The following is a 23,193-nucleotide window of genomic DNA, read 5'->3' as shown; positions in this document are numbered from 1 at the left end:
CTCCCATTCCCTTAAGCCGTCTCTTTCTGGAACAACTCCCTGAAGACAGGGAAAATGTCGTCCACACTACGGATATTCTTCATTGCGAAGTTACCAAACACTTCTTGTACCTTTTCATACTCGTGCCAAAGTGTTTGATGGGTTCTGCGGGTGATTTCGATGTATGAGTAATACTGACAACTAGGAAGCAGGTTCTCTTCGAGTATCTCTCTACATTTAGGTGAGTCATCGGCCCAGTTGTCTCCATCAGAGGCTTGAGCAGCGTAGATGTTCCATTGACCAAGTGGATAACGGTCTTCTACGATTTTTTTCATTAATTTCAGTGCACTGGACACAATGGTTCCGCCAGTTTCCTGTGAATAGAAAAACTCGTGCTCGTCCACTTCTTTTGCCTGAGTATGGTGACGAATAAATACCACCTCGACGTTCTCATAGGTCCGGGTCAGGAACATATAGAGCAATACGTAAAACCGTTTTGCAATGTCTTTAGTTGCCTGATCCATAGAGCCAGAAACATCCATCAAGCAAAACATAACGGCCTGACTGGATGGAACAGGGCGCTTTTCATAGTTTTTGAATCGTAGGTCGAAACTATCTAAAAACGGTACCTTAGATATCTTGTCGCGAAGCTCCTGAATCTCCTGTTTGATTTTCTTCTCTTCCAGCGGTTGTGCTGGTTCGTTGTTCTTAATACGTTCCAGCTCTTCTTCCAGCTCGTTGAGCGCACGACGTTTCCCCGCTGTCATCGCCGTTCTTCGAGCAAGGGATTGCTGCAGCGAGCGGACGATTGCGATATTTGAAGGATTACCCGCGGTTTGGTAACCGGCGCGAGTGGTTTTCCATTCGGTGATTTTGTTGATCTGATTTTTTTCCAGATTAGGTAGCTCAAGATCTTCGAATAGGATATCCAGGTACTCATCTTTGGATATCTGGAATACAAATTCATCCTGACCTTCGCCATCGGGGCTGGCATCGCCTTCTCCAGCGCCACCACCGCCTCCGCCACCTTTCGGGCGTTCCATTTTGTCACCGGTAATAAACTGGTCATTTCCCGGGTGAACTCGTTCGCGGCGCCCACCCTGACCCTGATGAAACGTTGGCTCTTTGATATCTTTATGCGGTATCGCGATATCTTCACCGGTTTCGGTATCAGTGATTGAACGTCTGTTAACTGCGTCAGCAACGGATTCTTTGATTGCTTCTTTATGGCGTCGCAAAAAGCGCTGTCTGTTTACAGTACTTTTGTTTTTGCCGTTAAGTCGGCGGTCAATAAATTGTGCCATGAGTTACTCCTTGTAAACGCCTCCGCGTAAACACTTACTGCTGCATGCGTTTTTAATACAGCAGCAAGTACTTCGCTCACACAATAAAGTTTCATGTGTTAAGAGGATTTACGTACTCGTAAATACCACTCAGACAGCAATCTGACTTGTTTCTTGGTGTAGCCTTTTTCCATCATACGAGCGACAAAGTCATCGTGTTTCTTCTGGTCGTCTGTCGATGTTTTCGCGTTAAACGAGATAACCGGAAGCAGTTCTTCGGTATTCGAGAACATTTTCTTCTCGATGACAGTGCGAAGTTTTTCGTAACTGGTCCAGACAGGATTGCTACCGTTATTACTCGCTTTGGCACGCAGTACGAAGTTAACGATTTCGTTTCGGAAATCTTTCGGATTACTGATGCCTGCTGGTTTCTCTATCTTCTCAAGTTCATTGTTAAGCGCAGCGCGGTCAAACAGCTGACCGGTTTCAGGGTCACGGTACTCCTGATCCTGAATCCAGAAGTCTGCATAGGTAACATAGCGGTCAAAGATATTCTGTCCGTATTCTGAGTATGATTCCAGATAAGCGGTCTGAATCTCTTTACCGATAAACTCTATATACTTAGGTACCAGATAACCTTTCAGGAACTCAAGGTAACGCTCTGCCATTTCTGCTGGGAACTGTTCACGTTCAACTTGTTGCTCTATGACGTAGAACAGGTGAACTGGGTTAGCCGCCACTTCACTCTGGTCGAAGTTAAATACGCGAGATAGGATCTTAAACGCGAAGCGGGTAGAGAGACCTGCCATGCCTTCATCAACACCAGCAAAGTCGCGATACTCTTGATAGCTTTTCGCCTTCGGATCCGTGTCCTTCAGAGTTTCGCCATCGTAGACTCGCATTTTCGAGAAGACAGAGGAGTTCTCTGGATCTTTGATTCGAGAAAGAATACTAAACTGTGCCAGCATATCTAGAGTGCTTGGTGAACAAGGCGCTTTGGAGAGTTCACTGTGTTCAAGAAGCTTTTTGTAGATTTTTACTTCTTCGGAAACGCGCAGACAGTATGGTACCTTCACAATATAAACGCGGTCTAGGAAGGCTTCATTGTTTTTGTTGTTGCGGAAAGTCTGCCATTCAGATTCGTTGGAGTGCGCGAGGATCATGCCGTCAAACGGAAGTGCGGACAATCCCTCGGTACCGTTGTAGTTACCTTCCTGGGTTGCAGTTAGTAGTGGGTGCAACACCTTAATCGGTGCCTTAAACATCTCCACAAATTCCATCAAACCCTGGTTAGCTTTACATAGTGCGCCAGAATAGCTGTAGGCGTCAGGGTCGTCTTGTGAGAAATGCTCTAGCTGACGAATATCAACCTTACCTACCAATGATGAGATATCCTGGTTGTTTTCATCACCAGGTTCGGTCTTCGCTACCGCGACCTGATCAAGAATAGATGGACGTACTTTGACTACTTTAAATTTGGTTATGTCACCACCGAACTCATGTAATCGCTTCGCTGCCCATGGAGACATAATTGAACGAAGGTAGCGCCTTTCAATGCCGTACTCTTTTTTCAGTACTTCGGCGTCTTCGCCAACGTCGAACAGACAGAATGGATGGTCATTTACTGGGCTACGTTCGCCATTGGCTGAGAGTACATAGATAGGCATTTTTTCCATTAAGGATTTCAGTTTCTCTGCCAGTGATGATTTACCGCCGCCTACTGGGCCCAATAGATAAAGAATCTGCTTACGTTCTTCTAGCCCCTGAGCTGCGTGCTTCAGGTAGGAAACTATCTGTTCAATAGAGTCTTCCATACCATAAAAGTCTTCAAACGTTTTATAGCGGGAAATAACACGGTTGGAAAAAATACGGCTCAAGCGAGGATCTTGTGCCGTATCTATCATTTCTGGTTCACCAATGGCAAGCAGTAGCCTTTCCGCTGCATTCGCATACGCGCTTTTATCTTCCTGACATAGTGTAAGAAATTCTTGTAATGTAAGTTCTTCGTCTTTGGCTGCTTCGTAGCGAGCCTGATAGTGGTCAAAAATACTCATCGCCAAACCCTCTAAATCCTTCAAACAGACTGCAGCGTTAATTGCTTGTCCTTCAATTAATAAGCCTAGTCTCAATTTCGGATATTTGCTTAAAAAATAATTATTTATTTACTGAATGCATTCATGGGGTTATTGGTAGAACAGGTTTTAAAACCACAGGAAAAGTGATTTTATTGGGCGAAAAAGGCGTTTTCAGAAACAAGATAAAGAGCCGATTAACGGCTCTTAGAAAAAGTTCATATTAATGACTGCTGCGTTTTAAGCATTGAAGATTTGAGTAAACTCGGTAGCAGACAAGTGATACTGTCTCGGGCAGTTTTTCCAGGTTGTTAGCATTCGACGGTATTTATCGAGCATCGGCATCTGAGCGTTAAAGTGGTGGTCTGCTTTGTCAAACTGAGGGTATAGCCCTTCAGAGTCAACCAGAAAACGTACATAGTGCACAAGTTGAGATTCACTCGCAATATCAAAGCCCAGGAATTGCAGACGGCGCTGGTCGACTTTGCCGCGCTCTTCTTCGGATAGCATGCGATTAGATTCCTGCATCGCATGATACATCTCCATAATGTTGATGATTTCGCGACACTCTTCTTCTGTTAACTCACCAAACTGCTTGTCCAGCTCACGCATCTGTAGGCTATAGCCGCGTTCAACGATGGTCTGCAGGCGTCGGTACTTAGTTGCGTTGTCTGGGTTGAGCTGAGACATCAGGTAGTACTGGTTAGACAGAATAAGTCGTTGAGCGTTAGTCATTTCCATTATGGGACCTCAATAGTATTTATTTAGTAATGGTTAGCCTTAGATTACCAGTATTTAGCCGGGCAGCAACAAGTTATCAACAAAAGTTGAGAGTACTTAATAAATTTTTGATAAAGGCTGAGGTTACTTCAATAAATAACTACTTCCTATATTGAGTGTATATGTAATCTTTATCCGAAAATGTACGTAACCATTCTGGTTTAAACACAGCCATGATTGCAGCGGCCATTCCGTTTAATAAACCTTCTGGAAACGCAAGCAAAGGCAGAAAGATAAAGTAGTTATCGCTGATGGTTTGCCAGTCGTAATTTCCTTGCCATAGCTGATAACCTGTATTCGTTAGCAGGTGAACACTTCCGGTCAACGCGCCGTTAAGAAAGCCAGCGACAAAAATAAATATGAAGATATTTTTTGGTAGGTAGTGGAAGCTTAGGTAATAGATGCCATAACTCACTGATATAGGGATAAGGCAGGATAAAAACAGATATTCAGCCAGGGTATCAAATGGAATTTGGGTAGTAATAGCAAGAGCAAACGCAATAGGAATAGTAAGCAAGAACGCGGTGCGCATGCCGAAAATTAGGGTAAAGATAGTTAGCCCAAGAAAGTGAATCAGAAGCCCTTCTTTGACGCCTGCTTGCGCACTCCATAAGAAAAAAAGACCTATGGTGGTGAAAAAGCAAAAATTTTGAAAAGGTTTATCAGTAAGAAGTTTAGGCAGAAACGCGTGACGAAAGTCTTTTATACACAACCCGATAGCGATAAAAACGGCTATATAAGGAAGAATATAAGGCGTCAGTTCCATTGAGAGTTCCTTTCTCAATACTCACTTAATGAAAAAAAGTGCCGGGGTTAACCGGCACTGAGAATATACTTGAGTGTATTAGTATTTTACGTTGTTGTTGTATTGTTTAAGAACGCCAACGATTTTTTCCATTGTCTCTTTAGTTGGTGGTTCCACACCTTCTAATGGGTAATCATGCCCCAGCGCTTCCCATTTGTGTGCACCAAGTTTGTGATAGGGAAGCAGTTCGACTTTTTCGATATTGTCCATATCTTTGATGAACTCACCCAGCATATGTGCTGATTCTTCATCGTCAGTATAGCCAGGTACAACAACGTAACGAATCCAGGTTGTTTGGCCAATTTTATGGAGGTACCGAGCAAAATCCAGAGTTCGTTTGTTGGATACGCCTATAAAGTCATGATGAATTTCGTCTTTCATATGCTTGAGATCCAGCATAACCAGATCAGATGCTTCAAGTACTTCGTCGATAACATCAGTGTGTTTTCGAATGTACCCATTTGTGTCTAGGCATGTGTGCATACCCTCTGCTTGTGCTGCACGGAAAAAGTCTCGAACAAACTCGGGTTGAAGCATGGCTTCACCACCAGAACAAGTAACACCACCGCCTGAAGCGTTCATAAAGTGCTTGTAAGATTTAGCTTCGTTAATGATTTCTTCGACAGTCACTTCTTTACCACCGTGAGTATCCCACGTGTCGCGGTTATGGCAGTACATGCAACGCATCAAGCAGCCTTGAAGAAAGACAATAAATCGGATTCCGGGACCATCAACGGTTCCGCAGGACTCAAATGAATGGATTCGTCCAGTTGCAGACATATATGCTCTTCTCATAATTATTTATCTGCCCGTTATTTTATTACAAACCGAGCTCTTTAAATAGAGCGCATTAAGGCATGTTACTTGCTTTTTTATTAATTGAGCACTTCAATTTTATATATTGAGCTTGTCATCAATGAGATATGTTATATAAATGTATCAATAAGTGTAAAAACAAATAAGCGAATACGAGCGCAAAAAATACGAAAATACCGCGCAGGCGGATAAGGATAAAACATGGATGTAGTCGCAATGTCGCAAAAACAGAAAATGATACTGTTTCTCGGCGTGTTGTGTATCGGTTTTATATGTTTAGCCGGATATACCACCGTTAGCCTGAACAGCGTTAACGAACTTTATAAGAAAAATAATCAGGTTACTATTGGTGCAGAGCAAATTACAGCGACAGAAGTGGAGCTGTTGAAGTTAGCGGCATCCTTGTCTGCGGTAACGAGTAGCGATGTTAATAAAGTGGAAAATCGGGTGGAAGCCATCAGCAAAGGTGCTGAAGAGGATGCACTATTTTTGCGCACATTAATGCTTAAAAATGGTGCAAGCGAATTGGAGCAGTCGGTACAGAGTTACCAGAATGCACTTTTACCCTGGTTAAGCATGCGGGGTGAGCTAGGATTTAATGCCGATGATGGTATGCAGGGCAAATTAAAATTACTGGCGAGTGTCATTGAGGAAAAAATCAAGGAAACGGGGATGGTGAGCCTTAACTCAGATTTCCAGGCGATGGTAAAAGCAGAACAAAATTACCGTTTGAGCCCTAACGAACAAAACCTCAAACTATTTAACAGAGCTAAACTATCCTTTGTGAATATATCTAACAGCTATGCCATGCTTGAGCTTTATGAAGAAGAAATAGCGAGTTTCTCCGATACCGTCGAACGTATGGAAGCCATTCTGGCAAAGATTGACGACGTAGAGTCGGCATTAGTTTCTAGCCAGGAAGCAGTACTTAAAAACATCAGTGATATTGCAGAACAGTTAAGTGGGATCGTTGCTAACAATCAGCAAATGGCACAAGATGCACTAGATAGCGCAAAGTGGTCTGTATTGGCGGCTTGTCTTGCACTCGCAGCGCTAACGATTACTATTTTTGGTTATATTGGCCTGTCAATGCGGCGTTCACTTGGACAGACTTCCGAGGTGCTGGATAGGATGTCCTCAGGCAATCTCTCGTCCAGGTTAACGGTTGGAAAAAATAGTAAGGATGAGTTTAATCATCTGGCTATGGCGATAAACCATACCAGTGAAAATCTTAGTGATCTTATAAAGGAAGTTCAGTCTCGCAGTGATGCGCTTTCAGACAATGCTCAGGCTCTTAATAACGGCCTTGATTCTATGGCCAGCAGCCAGTCTGAAATCACTAACCAAACTCAGATAATTGCTGCTACGACGGAAGAAGTTAACGTTACTGCGGAACAGGTTTCAGGAAGCCTTGATTTGGTTGCAGAGGTGAGTCACTCTTCTATGTTGTCAGCAGAAGAGGGTGGAAAGACTATTACTCTGGCAATTGGATCGCTTGAAGAGGTAAGTAGCATACTAAATAGTGCAGCCGGACATATTCAACAGCTTGAAGAAGCTTCGCAAAAAGTGGATTCGGTAATGGAAATAATCACAGGAATTGCAGAACAAACTAACCTATTAGCCCTGAATGCCGCTATCGAGGCTGCAAGAGCAGGCGAGCAGGGAAGGGGCTTTGCTGTAGTTGCCGATGAGGTTCGTAGCCTGGCTGTCAGGACGGTTGAAGCCGTAGATGAGATCTCCGGTACTATCGAAACTATGAAGCATGAAAGTGGAGAAGTGATCCAGTATATCTCAAGCTCTAAAGAGTCAGTGGAGCAAGGTAAACAGAGAGGAGAAGATGCAATTACAGCCCTCAATGAGATCACTACTAAAGCAAGTGAAGCCAATAAACAGACAAATGTCATTGCTAGTTCGATTAACGAATTGGTGAAGGCTAGCCAGTCTATGACGGAAAATATGGCTCAGATTTCACAAGCGATGGCGGAGCTGGAAAATAACAGTGAGCGTTTGCGTGAAAGTAGCCAGATTGTAGATGTTAGCTCATCTTCATTAACTGAGGATTGCAGGCGATTCACTGTTTAAATTAGAGCTAGGGGCAGCTCAGATAATAGAATCAGAAGCGCATAAATGCAGAGAATGATGCGTTGCTGGCGATATCAGATGCTGCCTCTTTGTAATCTTTAGTCTTTGAAGCAACGGTGATGTTAATACCCATATTATTCCAGTAGGCCACGCCACCAAAGACTATGGTTGCTTGAAGGTTTTGAATATTAATGGGATACGTTTCTCGCATTGTATCCCCTTCAATAGTGATATCGTTGAATCTATAGCGGCCTTCTATACCTGAGAAAAAGAAGGTTCCACTAGTTGAACCTTTGGCCATTGCAGCAGCAGAAAAGCTCCCTTCATTGCTTGGCGTTATTGTGCCAAAACTATCAGAAAGGTTAGATCCCCAGCGCCAGATCAGGCCTGTGGCCACCTCACTTCTGAAGTTACCGGCTTCAGCCCTAAAAAGGGTTGAAACTTCCTGTTTCTGAGACGGTACGGAGACGAGATAGTGTCCTTTGTAAAGAGCACTGCCAACTATCTGGTTGTCTATCTGGTAATCCCATCCTCTGGGGTCGGTTGAATCGGTTATTCCATGAATAAATTTCTGTCCCTGATCAGCATATGAATCAGGCCCTGTTGTGCCCAACATCAGACCGAATTCGTGTAAACGGATTGCTGTTCGGTTGATGATGCTGCCTTGCGCATACAAAAGGCCTGCATACGGGCGTTCGTTAGGTTGGGGGGTAGTTGCATCCAGATTAGATGGTGTCCAAATCTTTTGACCCAACTGCATTCTCCAACGTTGTGCTCCTAACCACTCTGAAGATAGATCGGAGCTTAAATCTAAAACAACGCCGCTAGTGTAATCTTCGTCTGTGCCAAATATTCCATCATTGTCTACGATTAGCGCTACGGACGTACTAAACGCACCGGCGTTGAAGGAGAGAAATATTGATAGAAAACCAAGGAGGGGGAACTTTGGCGACTTTGAAAACATAGCAACAACCCAACAGCAGCAAAACTCATATATAGTACAGCGGATTGAGGGGGACAATCAGAGATGCGATTTATTTGCTATAGATAACAAAAAGCCCCGCTATTCATAAGCGGGGCTTGGCTTAACTATTCAGCTGAATTATAGAGATTCAGTGAAAGTACGTGCGATTACGTCTGCTTGCTGCTCTGCTGTTAGAGAGTTGAAGCGCACTGCGTAACCAGATACACGGATAGTTAGCTGAGGGTACTTCTCTGGGTGCTTAACTGCGTCTTCTAGAGTTTCACGGTTAAGAACGTTAACGTTCAGGTGCTGACCGCCTTCGATACCAGCTTCGTGGTGGAAGTAACCATCCATCAGACCAGCTAGGTTAGCTTTCTGAGAAGCGTCATCTTTACCTAGTGCGTTAGGAACGATAGAGAAGGTGTAAGAGATACCATCTTTCGCATCAGCAAACGGTAGTTTACCTACTGAAGTTAGAGATGCTACAGCACCTTTCTCGTCACGACCGTGCATTGGGTTCGCACCTGGAGCAAATGGAGCACCAGCTTTACGGCCATCTGGAGTTGTACCAGTCTTCTTACCGTATACCACGTTTGAAGTGATAGTCAGGATAGACTGAGTAGGGATAGCGTCACGGTAAGTCTTAAGCGCACGAATCTTGTTCATGAAGATAGTAACAAGTTCACAAGCGATGTCATCAACGCGTGGGTCGTTGTTACCAAACTTAGGATAGTCGCCTTCTACTTCGAAGTCGATTGCGATGCCATCTTCGTCACGAACTGGTTTAACAGTTGCGTATTTAATTGCAGATAGTGAGTCAGCTGCAACAGAAAGACCGGCGATACCACAAGCCATAGTACGCATAACGTCACGGTCATGTAGAGCCATTAGAGACGCTTCGTAGCTGTACTTGTCGTGCATGAAGTGGATGCTGTTTAGTGCAGTTACGTACTGCTTAGCTAGCCAATCCATGAAGTGATCCATACGATCCATTAGGTCTTCGTAGTTCAGTACTTCGTCAGTTATCTTGTCCATTTCTGGACCAACCTGGATCTTAAGCTTCTCATCGATACCACCGTTGATGGTGTAAAGCATAGTCTTAGCCAGGTTTGCACGAGCACCGAAGAACTGCATTTGCTTACCAACAACCATTGGAGATACACAACATGCGATTGCATAGTCGTCAGACTCCATGTCTGGGCGCATTAGGTCGTCGTTTTCGTACTGGATAGATGAAGTATCGATAGATACTTTAGCACAGAAACGCTTGAAGCCATCTGGAAGACCTTCAGACCAAAGAACAGTGATGTTTGGCTCTGGAGAAGGACCCATAGTGTATAGGCTGTTTAGGAAACGGAAGTTTGTACGAGTTACAAGTGTACGTCCGTCAAGACCCATACCACCCATAGATTCTGTTGCCCAGATTGGGTCGCCAGAGAATAGCTCATCGTACTCAGGAGTACGTAGGAAACGAACCATACGTAGTTTCATTACGAAGTGGTCGATCATTTCCTGTGCTTGTTCTTCAGTGATCTTGCCAGCAGCGATATCACGCTCGATGAAGATATCAAGGAAAGTAGAAGTACGGCCAAGAGACATTGCAGCACCGTTTTGAGACTTAACAGCCGCTAGGTAACCGAAGTATGTCCACTGGATAGCTTCTTGTGCAGTTTCAGCTGGGCGGCCGATATCACAACCGTACTTAGCAGCCATCTCTTTGATCTGGCCTAGAGCGCGGTGCTGCTCAGCGATTTCTTCGCGAAGCTGCATAGTCAGCTGTAGGTCTTCGCCATTTTCGAACTTCTCTTGAAGAGAAGAGAACTGAGCGAACTTGTCCTTCATTAGGAAGTCGATACCGTATAGAGCAACACGACGGTAGTCACCGATGATACGACCACGACCGTATGCATCTGGAAGACCGGTTAGAACGCCAGACTTACGACACTTCATGATGTCTGGAGTGTAAATGTCGAATACGCCCTGGTTGTGAGTTTTACGGTACTCAGTGTAGATTTTCTTAATCTGAGGGTCTAGCTCACGGCCGTAAACTTTACAAGAACCTTCAACCATGCGGATACCACCGTTAGGGATGATAGCACGCTTAAGAGGAGCTTCAGTCTGTAGACCAACGATGGTTTCTAGATCTTTGTTGATATAGCCAGCATCGTGTGCAGTGATGGTAGAGATAACATCAGTATCGAAATCAACAGGAGCGTGAGTGCTGTTTTCCTGCTTGATACCTTCCATTACCTTTGCCCAAAGCTTGTTAGTTGCTTCGGTACCTTCAGAAACTAGGAAAGATTCATCACCTTCATACGGTGCATAGTTCTTTTGAATAAAGTCACGAACGTTAACTTCGTTTTGCCATTCACCTTCAGCAAAACCTTCCCAAGCTTTAGCAAATTGCTCTGCCATGATATACCTACCTTTTTAGTAGAAAAAAATACGCACTGTTTTTCGCTGCGTTGCAGCTAGTACCCTGGGGAGGATACGCAGTACACTCTTTAAATAAAAAACAATATCTATATAGAAGAAAAGCGCGTCTTATACATACATATTGTGTCTTTTGTTGAGTCCTTCAAGGCTTGATTCAAATAATACTGCAATTTTTAAAAAAATACATAAAAAAATGGGCAGTACTCGAAGTACCGCCCATTTTTGTGATTATTATAGCAGAGCAGGAATTCCGTACTGGCCTTCAAGCATACCTACAGCAAGCATAGCAGCAAGACAGATAATCAGCACGACACTAGGAATAATGATACGGTCTAGTGTGCTCAGCTTTTGTGGACGCTCTTTATCACCAATTAAGCCGTTGTTGTCCAACAGCATAGTTAATGCCCATGCTAGAACAGGGTTGGTTACCATAGCAGCAAATACACAGATACCCGCAGACTGAGAGTCTTTTGCGTCTTTAATCATCTGCATACCAGCTTCTAGTAGAGGTAGAGATACGCCAACCAGTAGAGCAACACGCATTACAGGAGGCCATACAGCTGCATCCATTGGGTAACCAACGATAGCGATTAGTATAACCAGCGTACCTAGTAGGATGGAACCAGCAGGGATTGGTCGTTTAGCGATCGCTGCCGGGATCATGTACGTACCCCAGCTAGATGTGATGTTACCACCACCAACAGCAGTACCAACCATCTGACGGATAGAACACATTGTCATTGTGTCATCAACGTCCATCAATACTTTTTCAGTACGCTTAGGATAGTTCAGTTCCTGGAAGATACGGTGACCAAGGAAATCTGGTGACCACATTGCTACAGCCAGAATCGCAAATGGTAGTGATGCGATAAAGTGCTGAACATTTGGTAGACCAAGCTGCCAGCCTGTCTCAGTAGAGCCCCACCAGTAAACTGGGTTCAGGTTTGGTAAACCAGGTTCAGTAGTAAATACTAAGTCAAAGCCTGCGCCAGTAGCCATAGCGACAACAAAGCCGGTAACAGCACACAGAGGAATTGCCAGCCAACGTTTACCAAGCTTAGCCAAAATTGCGTAAGTAACAATGGTGATGCCAAGAACGATTAACGCCACATAGCCCATGTCACCAGCAGCGACACCTTCAGCTTCACTACTTAGGCCATTTGCCCAGTTAATTAGCGAATTGATCTGGCTCATTGAACCGGTGAAACCAAGGAACACCAACAGGCCACCCGCAACACCTTCACTGGTGAGGTTCACAAGTCGTGAGCCACCTTTTACAGCACTCAGAATTAGGCCGAATACACCGATCAGGATTGCCAGCGCAAGAGGGTGAGCACCTGCCATAGCGATTACGAAAATCATCGGAATCATTGGGCCATGGTTACCCGCAAGGTTTGCTCTTGGGTTAATAAAGCCAGATGCCAGAACACAGAAAAGAAGTGCAGGGATAAGCATTTCAACACGAGCGACTTCGATAGCCCATGCTACGTCTAGGTTAACGTGGTCCCATTTTTCTGTCAGGCCAGCTGCCCAAGCCATCATTACCGCAGAATACATCGCGATGATGCCGATAGTACCTGCGATAGCAGGAACAAAATCTTCAAGCTCAAAACGGAAGTCACGGCCAGGCAGGTTTAAACCATAGCGGCGTGGCTTCATGATCTGTAATTCGTGGTCTAGGTAATCAGAGCGGCTAGAGAACTCAGAAGCAGGACGGTGTAGCTCCGAGTAGCTCTTGGTCTCGATATCTGAGCGGTCGTTATTGACTACGTCTGACATAGATTCCTCATATATAAAGTTAGAAATTTTTAAAATGTGTATTATCTAAACGCGAAACCGTTCCCGGTAAATTGCTGGTCACAAATGTAACACATATATTATGTGTTTAAATGTAATTTATATGACCTAAAAGGTGCTTTATTCGCGATATAAACCATGGCGCAAGAGTCTAACAATCTACCTAAATTGGGTGATTGATCTCGATCACTTTATAAATCTTTGTGAAAGAAAACTACAAAAAATAGAGAGATTGTGCATACAACTCTCGCCTTTTTTGTAACCATCTTTCAGTAAATTTACCCCAATAGAATTGGTTACTTTCACTATTCTTAATATGATCTTTATCAGAAAAATCACACTTCAGGGTGTTTTTTATCCAAAATACTGTTTTTAAAGCCCAAGATCACAAGTTGTCACCTATGAGTAAGTGACAAGATGCTGTTTTTTGCCCAACTAACTTATTTGTTAGTTGGGTGTATTATTTTGCTTGGTGTGATTTATTGGGTGAATGATGTCGCTATGCAGTATAAATTCAGTGGTTGATTTTGCTTACGGCTGTTAGCTTGGGATTTATTAGTGAATTTGTTACTGAGGAAGATTGGAAATATTCGCGTGCGTGCTATTTTATTCATCTTTTAATAGTTATATAGTCTGTTGGTGCATACAAATTCAGAAGTATTGGTTATATATTGTATGCATTGTGGTTAATAATTTGTTGCATGTTCCTTTGGGTGATGCTAGGTTGTATCGAATATGTACAGAGGTCGGAGTACCTCGGAAGCCAAAAATAGTAGGCTTCTTACCTTTGGTGAACACCCAAAAGCGAATACAGGGAGTAGTAGCGCATGAATGATGTCGCGGCGCTAGACATTAAAGATCTTCATAAAACATTCGGACAGAATGAAGTACTGAAAGGCATATCACTGGAAGCACATAAAGGTGATGTGATTTCTATTATCGGTTCTTCTGGTTCTGGTAAGAGTACCTTCCTACGCTGTATCAACTTGTTAGAAACTCCGACCGCCGGAGAAATCTGGGTTAATGGTGAACTTATTCAGATGAAGCAGAATCGCTCTGGCGAGTCTGTCCCTGTCAACGAAAAGCAAGTGCAACGCATTCGCTCCAGGTTAGCGATGGTATTTCAAGGTTTTAACCTCTGGTCTCATATGACAGTACTTGAAAATGTAATTGAAGCACCAGTACATGTTCTTGGCGTACCAAAAGCTCGGGCAATAGAAAACGCTAAACAACTACTACAGAAGGTAGGTTTGTACGAAAGAAAAGACTACTACCCTGGGCATTTGTCTGGGGGCAGCAACAGCGTGCAGCTATCGCAAGGGCGCTTGCTGTAGACCCAGAAGTTATGCTTTTCGACGAACCGACTTCAGCATTAGACCCTGAGCTGGTTGGTGAAGTTTTGGGTGTAATGCAGGATCTGGCACAAGAAGGCCGAACCATGCTGGTGGTGACACATGAAATGGCGTTCGCCCGTGATGTTTCTAACCATGTAATGTTCCTTCACCAGGGGCTAGTAGAAGAGCAAGGACACCCAGAAAAGCTGTTTACAAACCCTGAATCAGAACGATTGCAGCAATTTATTTCTTCTATTTACTAAAAGTATGGGTGAGCTTTCACCGGTACAAATACTACAAAAACAAACACAACACTCAATCACAGGAGTATGGAAATGAAAAAGTGGTTACTGGCAGCAACTATCGCTGCGACGGCATTGTCAGGCGTAGCTCAGGCTAAGGAATGGAAAGTGGTACGCTTTGGTATTGAAGGTGCATATCCTCCTTTCAGTAAGACTGAGGCTGATGGCTCACTAAGTGGTTTCGATGTAGACATGGCTAACGCGCTTTGTGAAGAAATGCAGGTGAAGTGTAAGATCGTACCTCAGGATTGGGACGGCATTATTCCTTCTCTTTTAGCTCGTAAATACGATGCGATCATTGCAGCTATGTCTATCACTGAAGAGCGTAAGAAGAAAGTCGATTTTACTGGTAAGTACGCACAGATCCCTAACAAGTTCATTGCAAAGAAAGGCGCAGGTCTGGATTTTGACAAGCTTGATGGTGTGAAGATCGGTGTTCAGCGTGCAACAACTCACGATAAGTACCTGACAGACAACTTCAAGAACGTTGAGATTGTTCGTTACGGCTCTTTTGATGAAGCTTATCTTGACCTTGGTAATGGCCGTATCGCTGCGGTATTGGGTGATGCTTCTGCACTTGAAGAGGGTGTAATTAACCAGGCTGGTGGTGATGCGTATGAGTTCGTAGGTCCATCTCTGACTGATCCTAAGTGGTTCGGTGAAGGTATGGGTATCGCGGTTCGCAAGCAGGATAAAGATCTGACAGCAAAACTGGATGCGGCTATCAAAGCACTACGTGCAGACGGTACATACCAGAAGATTCAGGCTAAATACTTCAACTACGATGTATACGGCGATTAATTAACATTAGTCGTCATTCCTGCGAACGCAGGAATCTAATTTAGATCCCGGATAATTGCTTAGGCAATTTCCGGGATGACCGTTCTCTTTTTAGATATTTTAGTATTGATTCGACAGCCAGTTTAAAGGCAGAGCTAGCTATCGCATTGATACTTATAAAATAAAGTATATATCGGATATAGAATGTTTGATTTACAGGGATACGAAGCTTCGATATTAAAGGGTGCTGTGCTGACTATTGAAGTAGCACTATTGTCCCTTTTATTGGCTGTTGTTCTTGGTATGGCTGGTGCTTTAGCAAAGCTGGCTCCGTATCGTTGGGCACGTGCAATCGCGACACTATATACCACTATTATCAGAGGGATTCCCGATCTGGTTCTGATGATGCTGATTTTCTATGGTGGACAAATCCTGCTTAATAATAGCCTTTATTCGATAAACGAATGGCTAAATGAGTGGATGACCTCTTCAAATCCCGATCATGAGTGGACGTCATATTTACCAGACTATATCGATGTAAGCCCGTTTATCGCAGGTATTTTAACTATTGGGTTTATATTCGGTGCTTATATGGCGGAAACATTCCGAGGTGCCATTATGGCGGTTGATGCCGGTGAGATGGAAGCTGCGAAGGCATATGGTATGAGTGGACCTTTGGCGTTTCGTCGCATTCTCCTTCCTCAGATGATTCGTCACGCCTTACCCGGTTTTGGTAATAACTGGCTGGTTCTACTTAAAACGACTGCTCTGGTTTCTATTATCGGGCTTGAAGATATGGTTCGTGTTGGCTCACTTGCGGCTGGCTCAACTAAGATGCCGTTTACCTTCTACATGGCAGTATCCATTATCTTCTTGTTCTTTACGGCAGTATCAACTGGAATGTTAAAACTGGTTGAGCGCAAATTCAGTATTCATACGAGGTAAATATGGACTTTTCTTTAGTAATTGAGAGCTTTCCTATATACCTTGAAGGGTTATGGACAACCACCTGGCTTGTCGCTCTATCATTGATTATCGGGTTGACGATTGCGATACCGTTGGCGATTGCACGAAACAGCTCAAACTATTTCATTATGCTGCCATCATGGGCATACATCTACTTTTTCAGGGGTACACCACTCCTTGTTCAGCTGTACCTTATTTATTACGGTATGGATCAGTTTATCGCCGTTAAAGACACACTTTGGGAGCATGCATGGTTTTGTGCATTAGTATCGTTTGTTCTGAATACCTCGGCTTATACTGCTGAGATCATTCGTGGTGCAATAAACGGACTACCAAAAGGTGAAGTGGAAGCCGCGAAAGCTTACGGTATGAGTACCTGGAAGACATACCGAAGAATCATTTTACCGAGCGCGTTGAGAAGGGCGTTACCTGCTTACAGCAACGAAGCGGTATTTATGCTTCATGGCTCGGCAGTAGCTGGTATTGTAACAATTCTGGATTTAACCGGTGCCGCTCGTCTGGTTAACTCCCGCTACTACGCACCGTTTGAATCTTTCCTGACAGCGGGAATGTTCTATATGGGACTGACCTTTATAATTCTTTGGTGCTTTAAGCAGGCAGAGAAGAAGTTTTTGGCTTATCTTAAGCCATTGAGTTAATACTAGGTTACAGGTTACAGGTTACAGGTTACAGGTTACAGGTTACAGGTTACAGGTTACAGGTTACAGGTTACAGGTTACAGGCCCGTAACCTGTAGAACGAAGTTCGTCCTGTCACCTTTAACCAATAATTACTCAAATGTTGACCAAATCGGAGCATGGTCTGAAGGCTTTTCAATTCCCCTCAGTTCATAATCAATGTCAGACTCTACACACTTGGCGGCCAGTTTAGGCGTTGCCAAAATAACGTCGATTCTAAGTCCGCGGTTATCATCAAAACCACGCGAGCGGTAGTCAAACCACGAGTACCTGTCGGTAACTTCTGGCTGAAGCTTGCGGAATGTATCCTCGAATCCCCAGTCTGTTAAGGTTTTTAGCCATTCTCTTTCTTCTGGCTGGAAAGAGCACTTACCCGTTTTTAACCAGCGTTTTCTGTTTGGCTCACCGATGCCGATATCTGCATCGATAGGGCTGATGTTAATGTCCCCCATAACAATGAGCTGCTCATCATTATTATGATGTTCATTCAGGTAGGTCATCAGGTCCTTATAGAATTGGCGCTTGTAAGGGTATTTAGTCTCGTGAGAAATGTTATCACCCTGAGGGAAATAACCGTTAAGCACGGTGACTTTCTCGCCTGAATCATCCTCAAACGTTGCCATGATCATACGCTTTTGGTGTTCCTCATTATCAGTAGGAAAGCCTTTTTGAATAGACACTGGCTCTTTTTTGCATAGCATTGCTACGCCGTAATGCGCTTTTTGCCCATGGAAATAGACCTTATAGCCCATCGCCTCAACATCTTCTACCGGGAAGGCGTCATCATGAACCTTAATCTCCTGAAGACCAATAACATCCGGTTGATGCTTGTCTATCAGCGCCTGAAGCTGGTGAAGTCTTGCACGTAGGCCATTTATATTGAAGGAAACGACTTTCATTAATTATCCCTTTATCGTTGAGTCTGAGAGCATGCTATTCGTTTGGCGGAGTTGTGACAAGAGAAAGGGTGGTTGATCTCATTTCAAAATTAGCTCAATAGCGATTTGGTTTAACGTGCTGGTGTAATGGATATGCGATGTTTATGTTAAAAATGTGATAGCCATTAATGTTTGAGTGTAAACCTTTACACTATTTGAGCGATTTGCCGATAAGGCTTTTATAATGCAACAGCTCAATTAAGTCCTAAAATTATTATTAATACATCGCGCCAAAAAGGAATTGAAATGCGTTCTCTATCAGTTCATTGGAAAATTACCTTGCTCTCTGGTTTATGCCTGATTCTGACTTCTGGATTACTTATTGGATTTTCGATCTATAGTGCATTAAGTAATCAAAGTACTATCAAAGACTACAGTTCTGACTCTGTTATTGGTAAGTCTCAGCAATTGCTACAGAGCCAGGCGGCATTAAATGCAACCGAATCTATTCAGTATCTCGAAGAGGCTTACCATCGTGCAGAAGTAATGGTCGAGACAGCGAAGCTCTTACAATCTATGGCAGAGGATAATTTTACGCCTAGTGAAGATTTGAGAACTTCGTTGGATGAGTCAATCCGGGGTATGGTCGAGAAGTTCGATACTATTCAGGGCGCTTATCTGGTGTATAAAAGAGATGCTCTTGATGGTGAAGACGCCAATTACCACAATGCAGATTATGTCGGCTCAAACGAGGTGGGACGTTTTGCAACCTATTGGGCGACATCTCTGGATGGAACCGATGTTCTGCCGAATGTTATCTATGAGGCAACAATGGAAGAACCTAGTAATCGGGAGCGTTTCGTTTGTCCTCTAGAAACAGGAAGCGTTTGTATTTCTACCCCAAAATTTAGTGACTTTGGCGAAATCAGCAAGCTAACGACTTCCATTACTTTCCCTGTTCATAAAGAAGATGAGGTAATTGGTTTTCTTGGGATTGATATCAAGTTAGACAGACTGGATACGATTGTCGCCGATACGGACAACACCTTGTTCAATGGAACGGGCAATGTGTCTATATTAACTGAAACGGGAATGCTTATCGCATCTGATGATAGCTCTATCGAAGTTGGTGTCGGGTATCAGAGTCCAAACGTTTCTTCGGGTGAAGTTAGTTCACTTATAGGGAGTAAGAGTGCCAAAACAGTCTGGAGCAAGGATAACCAATGGCTGATGGTTTATACCCCGGTGTCAATAGCGAATCAGTCTTGGGGCGTACTATTAGAGATGCCACGGGATGAGGTGCTAAAAGACGCGACAACTTTGGATGGCGTGATCACAGCTCAAATCAGCAAAGGCGTCACTACTGAAGTTACTGCAGGATTAGCTTTTGTTTTAATAGGACTGGTTATCATATGGTTAGCTGCTATCAACTTGGTTAAGCCAATTAAGCAAGTGGTTGTCCGATTGAATGATATCGCTTCTGGTGAAGGTGATTTAACCCAACGGCTGGAGGTTAAATCTGACGACGAGGTAGGTCAGTTAGCAAAAGGCTTCAACCTGTTTCTCGATAAACTGCAGGGTACGATAAAGCAAATCGTAGAGACAACACACTCTGTTGCAAATACCACCAGTCAAGCTGAAGAAGCGGCGGCTGTAACAAGAAGCAGCAGTGAGGCTCAGTTTAAAGAAGTCGATTTGGTTGCGACAGCATCTGAAGAGATGACACAAACGTCCGGTCTGGTTTATCAGAATACAGAACTTGCGGTTGGCGCAGCAAACAAGGCATCTGATGCCGCAACGCGCGGTCAGACAGTGATAGAGCAATCGGCAGCTGAAATGGACAAGCTGGTAGAGCGAATGAGCGAGGCAGTGCCAGTCGTTAACGAGCTTGCTGAAAACAATACGTCTATTACAGAGATTCTGGAGGTTATTGAAGGTATCTCTGAGCAGACCAATCTATTGGCTCTAAATGCGGCTATTGAAGCGGCGAGGGCAGGCGATCAGGGTAGAGGTTTCGCTGTAGTGGCTGACGAGGTACGTAACCTGGCGAGCCGAACACAGGACTCTGTATCAGAGATCCGGGAGGTGATCGGTAAGGTTCAGTCTGGCACTCGAGATGTTGTAGAAGCTATCGATAACGGCAATCAGTTAGCAATTGATACTTCTGAGCAGGTCAAAAACGCTGTCCATCAACTTCATGACGTATTTGAGTCTATTGCTGAAATCAACGATATGAACAGTCAGATTGCTCGTGCAGCGGAAGAACAAAAAGCGGTGGCTGCAGAGGTAAACCAAAGCGTGGTGAATATTCGAGATCTAAGTGGGCAGATTTTACAGCAGGCCGAATCTTCTGAAAACGTTGGACGAGAGATAGCGACGCTGTCAGCAGAGCAGCAAGATCTTGTTAATCAGTTTAAGGTGTAGGTTCTCGGTTACAGGTTACAGGTTACAGGTTACAGGTTACAGTATGACCCCGTAACCCGTAACCCGTAACCCATAATCTTCAAACTACATTTTTATCTCTTTCCATTCGCCTGGTTTTAACGACCCAATAGCCTGACCGCCTATTGCATGACGGATCAGGCGCAATGTCGGAAAACCAATATTGGCTGTCATTCTTCTCACTTGACGGTTTCGACCTTCAATGATTGTAATAGAAAGCCATGTGGTTGGGATTGCTGCTCTGAACCTAACAGGTGGGTTTCTCTCCCAGACATCTGGCTCTGGCATGAGCTCTACTTTTGCAGGAAGGGTCATTCCGTCTTTTAGCTCGACACCTTTGCGTAGTTTGTCGAGATCGTCTTCCGTCGGTGCGCCTTCAACCTGGACCCAATAAGTTTTTTGGGATTTTGATTTAGGTTGGGTCAATTTTGCCTGTAGAATGCCATCGTTTGTCAGGATCATCAGCCCTTCGCTGTCACGGTCAAGACGCCCGGCGGCATAAACCCCTTTTTCAGGAATAAAATCGGCCAGTGTTTTTCTGCCAGAATCATCGGTGAACTGGCTTAGGGTATCGTACGGCTTATTGAATATAATCACCTTTCTCTCCGAAGGTGAAATCGGCTTTTTACCAGGAGCTGACTTTTTCCCTCTATAGCCGCTGTTAGAATGTGTTTTCTGTTTTAAACGACGAGCTTTGGAAGGTTGCGAACGCTTGCGAGACGTTTCTCCTGAACGAGATATCATGTTAACTATCCTGCAATTATGTAAACAAAGTGTTTAATAATGTTTTATTGATTAGTGTTTTACGCTATGATTTGGGCGCCTGGATTCTGAGTCTCTAAATTAAATTGTGTACTTTTTGGTCACTTGAGCCGGAAAACAGGAAATATGCACAGAATAATAGACTAACAAGGCTCGATTGTTTAATTATATGTGCAGGAAAGTACGTGTGCAGCAAAGAGGAGGCTGCATGGTACTAAGGCGCTTGCCGATTTCATAAGGATGTAAGGTTAATTCGCAAGTGTTAAATCAATACAGGCAACACGCATCCATATTAAGCCTGTTAGTTAAATAGGGAAATTTCATGCCTAATAAAAATCCAACTATTATTTATACCATTACCGATGAAGCCCCGGCGTTGGCAACGCACTCACTATTACCGATTATTCGCGCCTTTACTTCCTCATCTGGTATTGATGTTGATACCCGTGATATTTCACTTGCAGGACGAATTATTGCTAACTTCCCTGAGTATCTGTCAGAAGAACAAAGAATTGGTGATGCTCTGACTGAGTTAGGCGAGCTTGCAAAGACACCAGAAGCAAACATCATTAAGCTTCCAAACATTTCTGCATCTATCCCGCAGTTAAAAGCCGCAATTAAAGAACTTCAGGAGAAAGGCTTTGCACTTCCTGACTATCCTGAAGAGCCAGCAGATGCGAAAGAGCGTGAAGTTCAGGCTGTTTATGACAAGATCAAGGGCAGTGCGGTAAACCCGGTACTGCGTGAAGGTAACTCAGATCGCCGTGCACCAGCATCTGTTAAGAATTATGCGAAAAAGAACCCGCACTCAATGGGCGCCTGGTCTGCTGATTCAAAATCTCATGTTTCTCACATGGACGGCAACGACTTCTTCGGAAGTGAAAAATCAGTCACTATTGATGGTGCAACAGAAGTAACCATCGAGTTTGCTAAGCAAGATGGTAGCGTTGATGTGCTGAAAGACAGTTTTGCCCTTCAGGATAAAGAGATCATTGATGCCTCTGTGATGAACAAAGCCGCATTAGTAGATTTCTTTGAGGCGCAGATTGCTGAAGCGAAAGAGCAGGACGTTCTGCTTTCTCTGCATATGAAAGCGACCATGATGAAGGTGTCAGATCCGGTTATCTTTGGTCATGCTGTTAAGGTTTACTACAAAGACGTATTTGCAAAATACGGCGAATTGTTCGAAGAGCTTGGTGTTGATGTAAACAACGGTATTGGTGATGTATACACCAAGATCGCTTCTTTACCTGCGGATCAAAAAGCTGAAATTGAAGCAGCGCTTCAGGCGGTTTACGAAACTCAGCCTCCACTAGCAATGGTTGATTCAGATCGCGGGATTACAAACCTTCATGTGCCTTCAGACATTATCGTTGATGCGTCAATGCCTGCAATGATCCAGTGCATCTGGCCAGATGTGGGGGCCGGACGGTAAGCAAAAAGATACCAAAGCGATGATTCCAGATCGCTGTTACGCGGGCGTTTATCAGGCTGTCATTGAGTTCTGTAAAGAAAATGGAGCCTTTGACCCAACAACTATGGGTACTGTTCCTAACGTTGGCCTAATGGCTCAGAAAGCCGAAGAGTATGGCTCTCACGATAAGACCTTTATTTTGCCTGAAGCGGGTAAAGTCCGTGTGGTAGATGCGTCTGGTTCCATTTTGATTGAACAGGATGTGGAAGAAGGTGATATCTTCCGTATGTGTCAGGTAAAAGATGCTCCAATCCTTGATTGGGTTAAGCTTGCTGTGACTCGTGCTCGTGCAACAGGTGCTCCTGCGGTATTCTGGCTTGACGAAAACCGCGCGCATGATGCGGAGCTTATCAAAACGGTGAATGCTTACCTTCCACAGTTCGATACTGAAGGACTAGAGATTAAGGTTCTTGCTCCGGTAGAGGCAACGCAGTTCTCTCTTGTGCGCATGAAAGATGGTCAGGATACAATTTCTGTAACTGGTAACGTACTGCGTGATTACCTGATCAGATCTGTTCCCAATCCTTGAGCTTGGTACTTCTG

17 protein-coding genes and 1 pseudogene are annotated in these 23,193 nt (G+C 44.0%); 8 read left to right on the top strand and 10 right to left on the bottom strand.

The window, feature by feature from the left end; all coding sequences use genetic code 11:
* Window positions 1-11: 11 nt before the first annotated feature.
* The 5 genes from P7F88_RS20960 to pflA all read right to left on the bottom strand — a co-directional run bounded on the left by P7F88_RS20960 (window position 12) and on the right by pflA (window position 5,699).
* Complete coding sequence (locus tag P7F88_RS20960; RefSeq protein WP_277827933.1) at window positions 12-1,283, bottom strand: YeaH/YhbH family protein; 1,272 nt, start codon at window positions 1,281-1,283, stop codon at window positions 12-14.
* Window positions 1,284-1,381: 98 nt separating this feature from the next.
* Window positions 1,382-3,316 carry a PrkA family serine protein kinase gene (locus P7F88_RS20955; RefSeq protein WP_277827931.1) on the bottom strand — a complete coding sequence of 645 codons (1,935 nt, stop codon included), beginning with the start codon at window positions 3,314-3,316 and terminating at the stop codon, window positions 1,382-1,384.
* A 258-nt stretch (window positions 3,317-3,574) separates the two neighbouring features.
* The gene (locus P7F88_RS20950) at window positions 3,575-4,075 is read right to left on the bottom strand and encodes a YfbU family protein (RefSeq protein WP_277827929.1); all 501 of its coding nucleotides are present in this window, start codon (window positions 4,073-4,075) and stop codon (window positions 3,575-3,577) included.
* Window positions 4,076-4,214: 139 nt separating this feature from the next.
* The gene (locus tag P7F88_RS20945; protein ID WP_277827927.1) at window positions 4,215-4,880 is read right to left on the bottom strand and encodes an energy-coupling factor ABC transporter permease; all 666 of its coding nucleotides are present in this window, start codon (window positions 4,878-4,880) and stop codon (window positions 4,215-4,217) included.
* A 78-nt stretch (window positions 4,881-4,958) separates the two neighbouring features.
* Complete coding sequence (gene pflA, locus P7F88_RS20940; RefSeq protein WP_277827925.1) at window positions 4,959-5,699, bottom strand: pyruvate formate lyase 1-activating protein; 741 nt, start codon at window positions 5,697-5,699, stop codon at window positions 4,959-4,961.
* Between the two features lie 237 nt (window positions 5,700-5,936).
* Here pflA and P7F88_RS20935 point away from each other — a divergent pair, with 237 nt between their 5' ends.
* Entirely contained in the window at window positions 5,937-7,817 is a 1,881-nt protein-coding gene (locus P7F88_RS20935; RefSeq protein WP_277827923.1) for a methyl-accepting chemotaxis protein, read from the top strand.
* Between the two features lie 31 nt (window positions 7,818-7,848).
* Here the strand turns inward: P7F88_RS20935 and P7F88_RS20930 are convergent, their stop codons facing one another.
* From P7F88_RS20930 to P7F88_RS20920, 3 genes are all read right to left on the bottom strand, one after another.
* Window positions 7,849-8,781, bottom strand: coding sequence for a lipid A deacylase LpxR family protein (locus P7F88_RS20930; protein WP_277827921.1), 933 nt, complete (start codon window positions 8,779-8,781; stop codon window positions 7,849-7,851).
* Between the two features lie 138 nt (window positions 8,782-8,919).
* Window positions 8,920-11,196, bottom strand: a complete 2,277-nt coding sequence (pflB, locus tag P7F88_RS20925) for a formate C-acetyltransferase (protein WP_277827919.1) — start codon at window positions 11,194-11,196, stop codon at window positions 8,920-8,922.
* Window positions 11,197-11,448: 252 nt separating this feature from the next.
* The gene (locus tag P7F88_RS20920) at window positions 11,449-12,996 is read right to left on the bottom strand and encodes a DUF3360 family protein (protein WP_277827917.1); all 1,548 of its coding nucleotides are present in this window, start codon (window positions 12,994-12,996) and stop codon (window positions 11,449-11,451) included.
* Between the two features lie 845 nt (window positions 12,997-13,841).
* Between P7F88_RS20920 and P7F88_RS20915 the strand changes: the two are divergent.
* The 4 genes and pseudogenes from P7F88_RS20915 to P7F88_RS20900 all read left to right on the top strand — a co-directional run bounded on the left by P7F88_RS20915 (window position 13,842) and on the right by P7F88_RS20900 (window position 17,055).
* Window positions 13,842-14,611 (top strand): annotated as a pseudogene (locus P7F88_RS20915) (ABC transporter ATP-binding protein).
* 72 nt (window positions 14,612-14,683) lie between these two features.
* Window positions 14,684-15,451, top strand: a complete 768-nt coding sequence (locus P7F88_RS20910; RefSeq protein ID WP_338405572.1) for an ABC transporter substrate-binding protein — start codon at window positions 14,684-14,686, stop codon at window positions 15,449-15,451.
* Between the two features lie 183 nt (window positions 15,452-15,634).
* Entirely contained in the window at window positions 15,635-16,375 is a 741-nt protein-coding gene (locus P7F88_RS20905) for an ABC transporter permease (protein WP_277827913.1), read from the top strand.
* Between the two features lie 2 nt (window positions 16,376-16,377).
* Window positions 16,378-17,055: an ABC transporter permease gene (locus tag P7F88_RS20900; protein ID WP_277827911.1), complete on the top strand. Its 678-nt coding sequence runs from the start codon at window positions 16,378-16,380 to the stop codon at window positions 17,053-17,055.
* A gap of 131 nt (window positions 17,056-17,186) precedes the next feature.
* Here P7F88_RS20900 and xthA read toward each other — a convergent pair whose 3' ends face one another.
* Window positions 17,187-17,993: an exodeoxyribonuclease III gene (gene xthA, locus P7F88_RS20895; RefSeq protein ID WP_277827909.1), complete on the bottom strand. Its 807-nt coding sequence runs from the start codon at window positions 17,991-17,993 to the stop codon at window positions 17,187-17,189.
* A gap of 285 nt (window positions 17,994-18,278) precedes the next feature.
* Between xthA and P7F88_RS20890 the strand changes: the two genes are divergently transcribed.
* Window positions 18,279-20,396 (top strand): methyl-accepting chemotaxis protein, encoded by a 2,118-nt coding sequence (locus tag P7F88_RS20890; RefSeq protein ID WP_277827907.1) that lies wholly within the window; start codon window positions 18,279-18,281, stop codon window positions 20,394-20,396.
* A gap of 84 nt (window positions 20,397-20,480) precedes the next feature.
* Here P7F88_RS20890 and P7F88_RS20885 read toward each other — a convergent pair whose 3' ends face one another.
* Window positions 20,481-21,158 carry a pseudouridine synthase gene (locus P7F88_RS20885; RefSeq protein ID WP_277827905.1) on the bottom strand — a complete coding sequence of 226 codons (678 nt, stop codon included), beginning with the start codon at window positions 21,156-21,158 and terminating at the stop codon, window positions 20,481-20,483.
* 340 nt (window positions 21,159-21,498) lie between these two features.
* Here P7F88_RS20885 and P7F88_RS26525 point away from each other — a divergent pair, with 340 nt between their 5' ends.
* Window positions 21,499-22,611: an NADP-dependent isocitrate dehydrogenase gene (locus tag P7F88_RS26525; RefSeq protein ID WP_422128341.1), complete on the top strand. Its 1,113-nt coding sequence runs from the start codon at window positions 21,499-21,501 to the stop codon at window positions 22,609-22,611.
* Entirely contained in the window at window positions 22,592-23,179 is a 588-nt protein-coding gene (locus P7F88_RS26520) for an NADP-dependent isocitrate dehydrogenase (protein ID WP_422128339.1), read from the top strand. Before P7F88_RS26525 ends, P7F88_RS26520 begins: the two co-directional genes overlap by 20 nt.
* The last annotated feature ends 14 nt before the right edge of the window (window positions 23,180-23,193 follow it).

It is taken from the genome of Vibrio hannami (assembly GCF_029589055.1).
Classification (GTDB): Bacteria; Pseudomonadota; Gammaproteobacteria; order Enterobacterales; family Vibrionaceae; genus Vibrio; species Vibrio hannami.
This window is presented reverse-complemented; position numbering and strand designations above follow the sequence as displayed.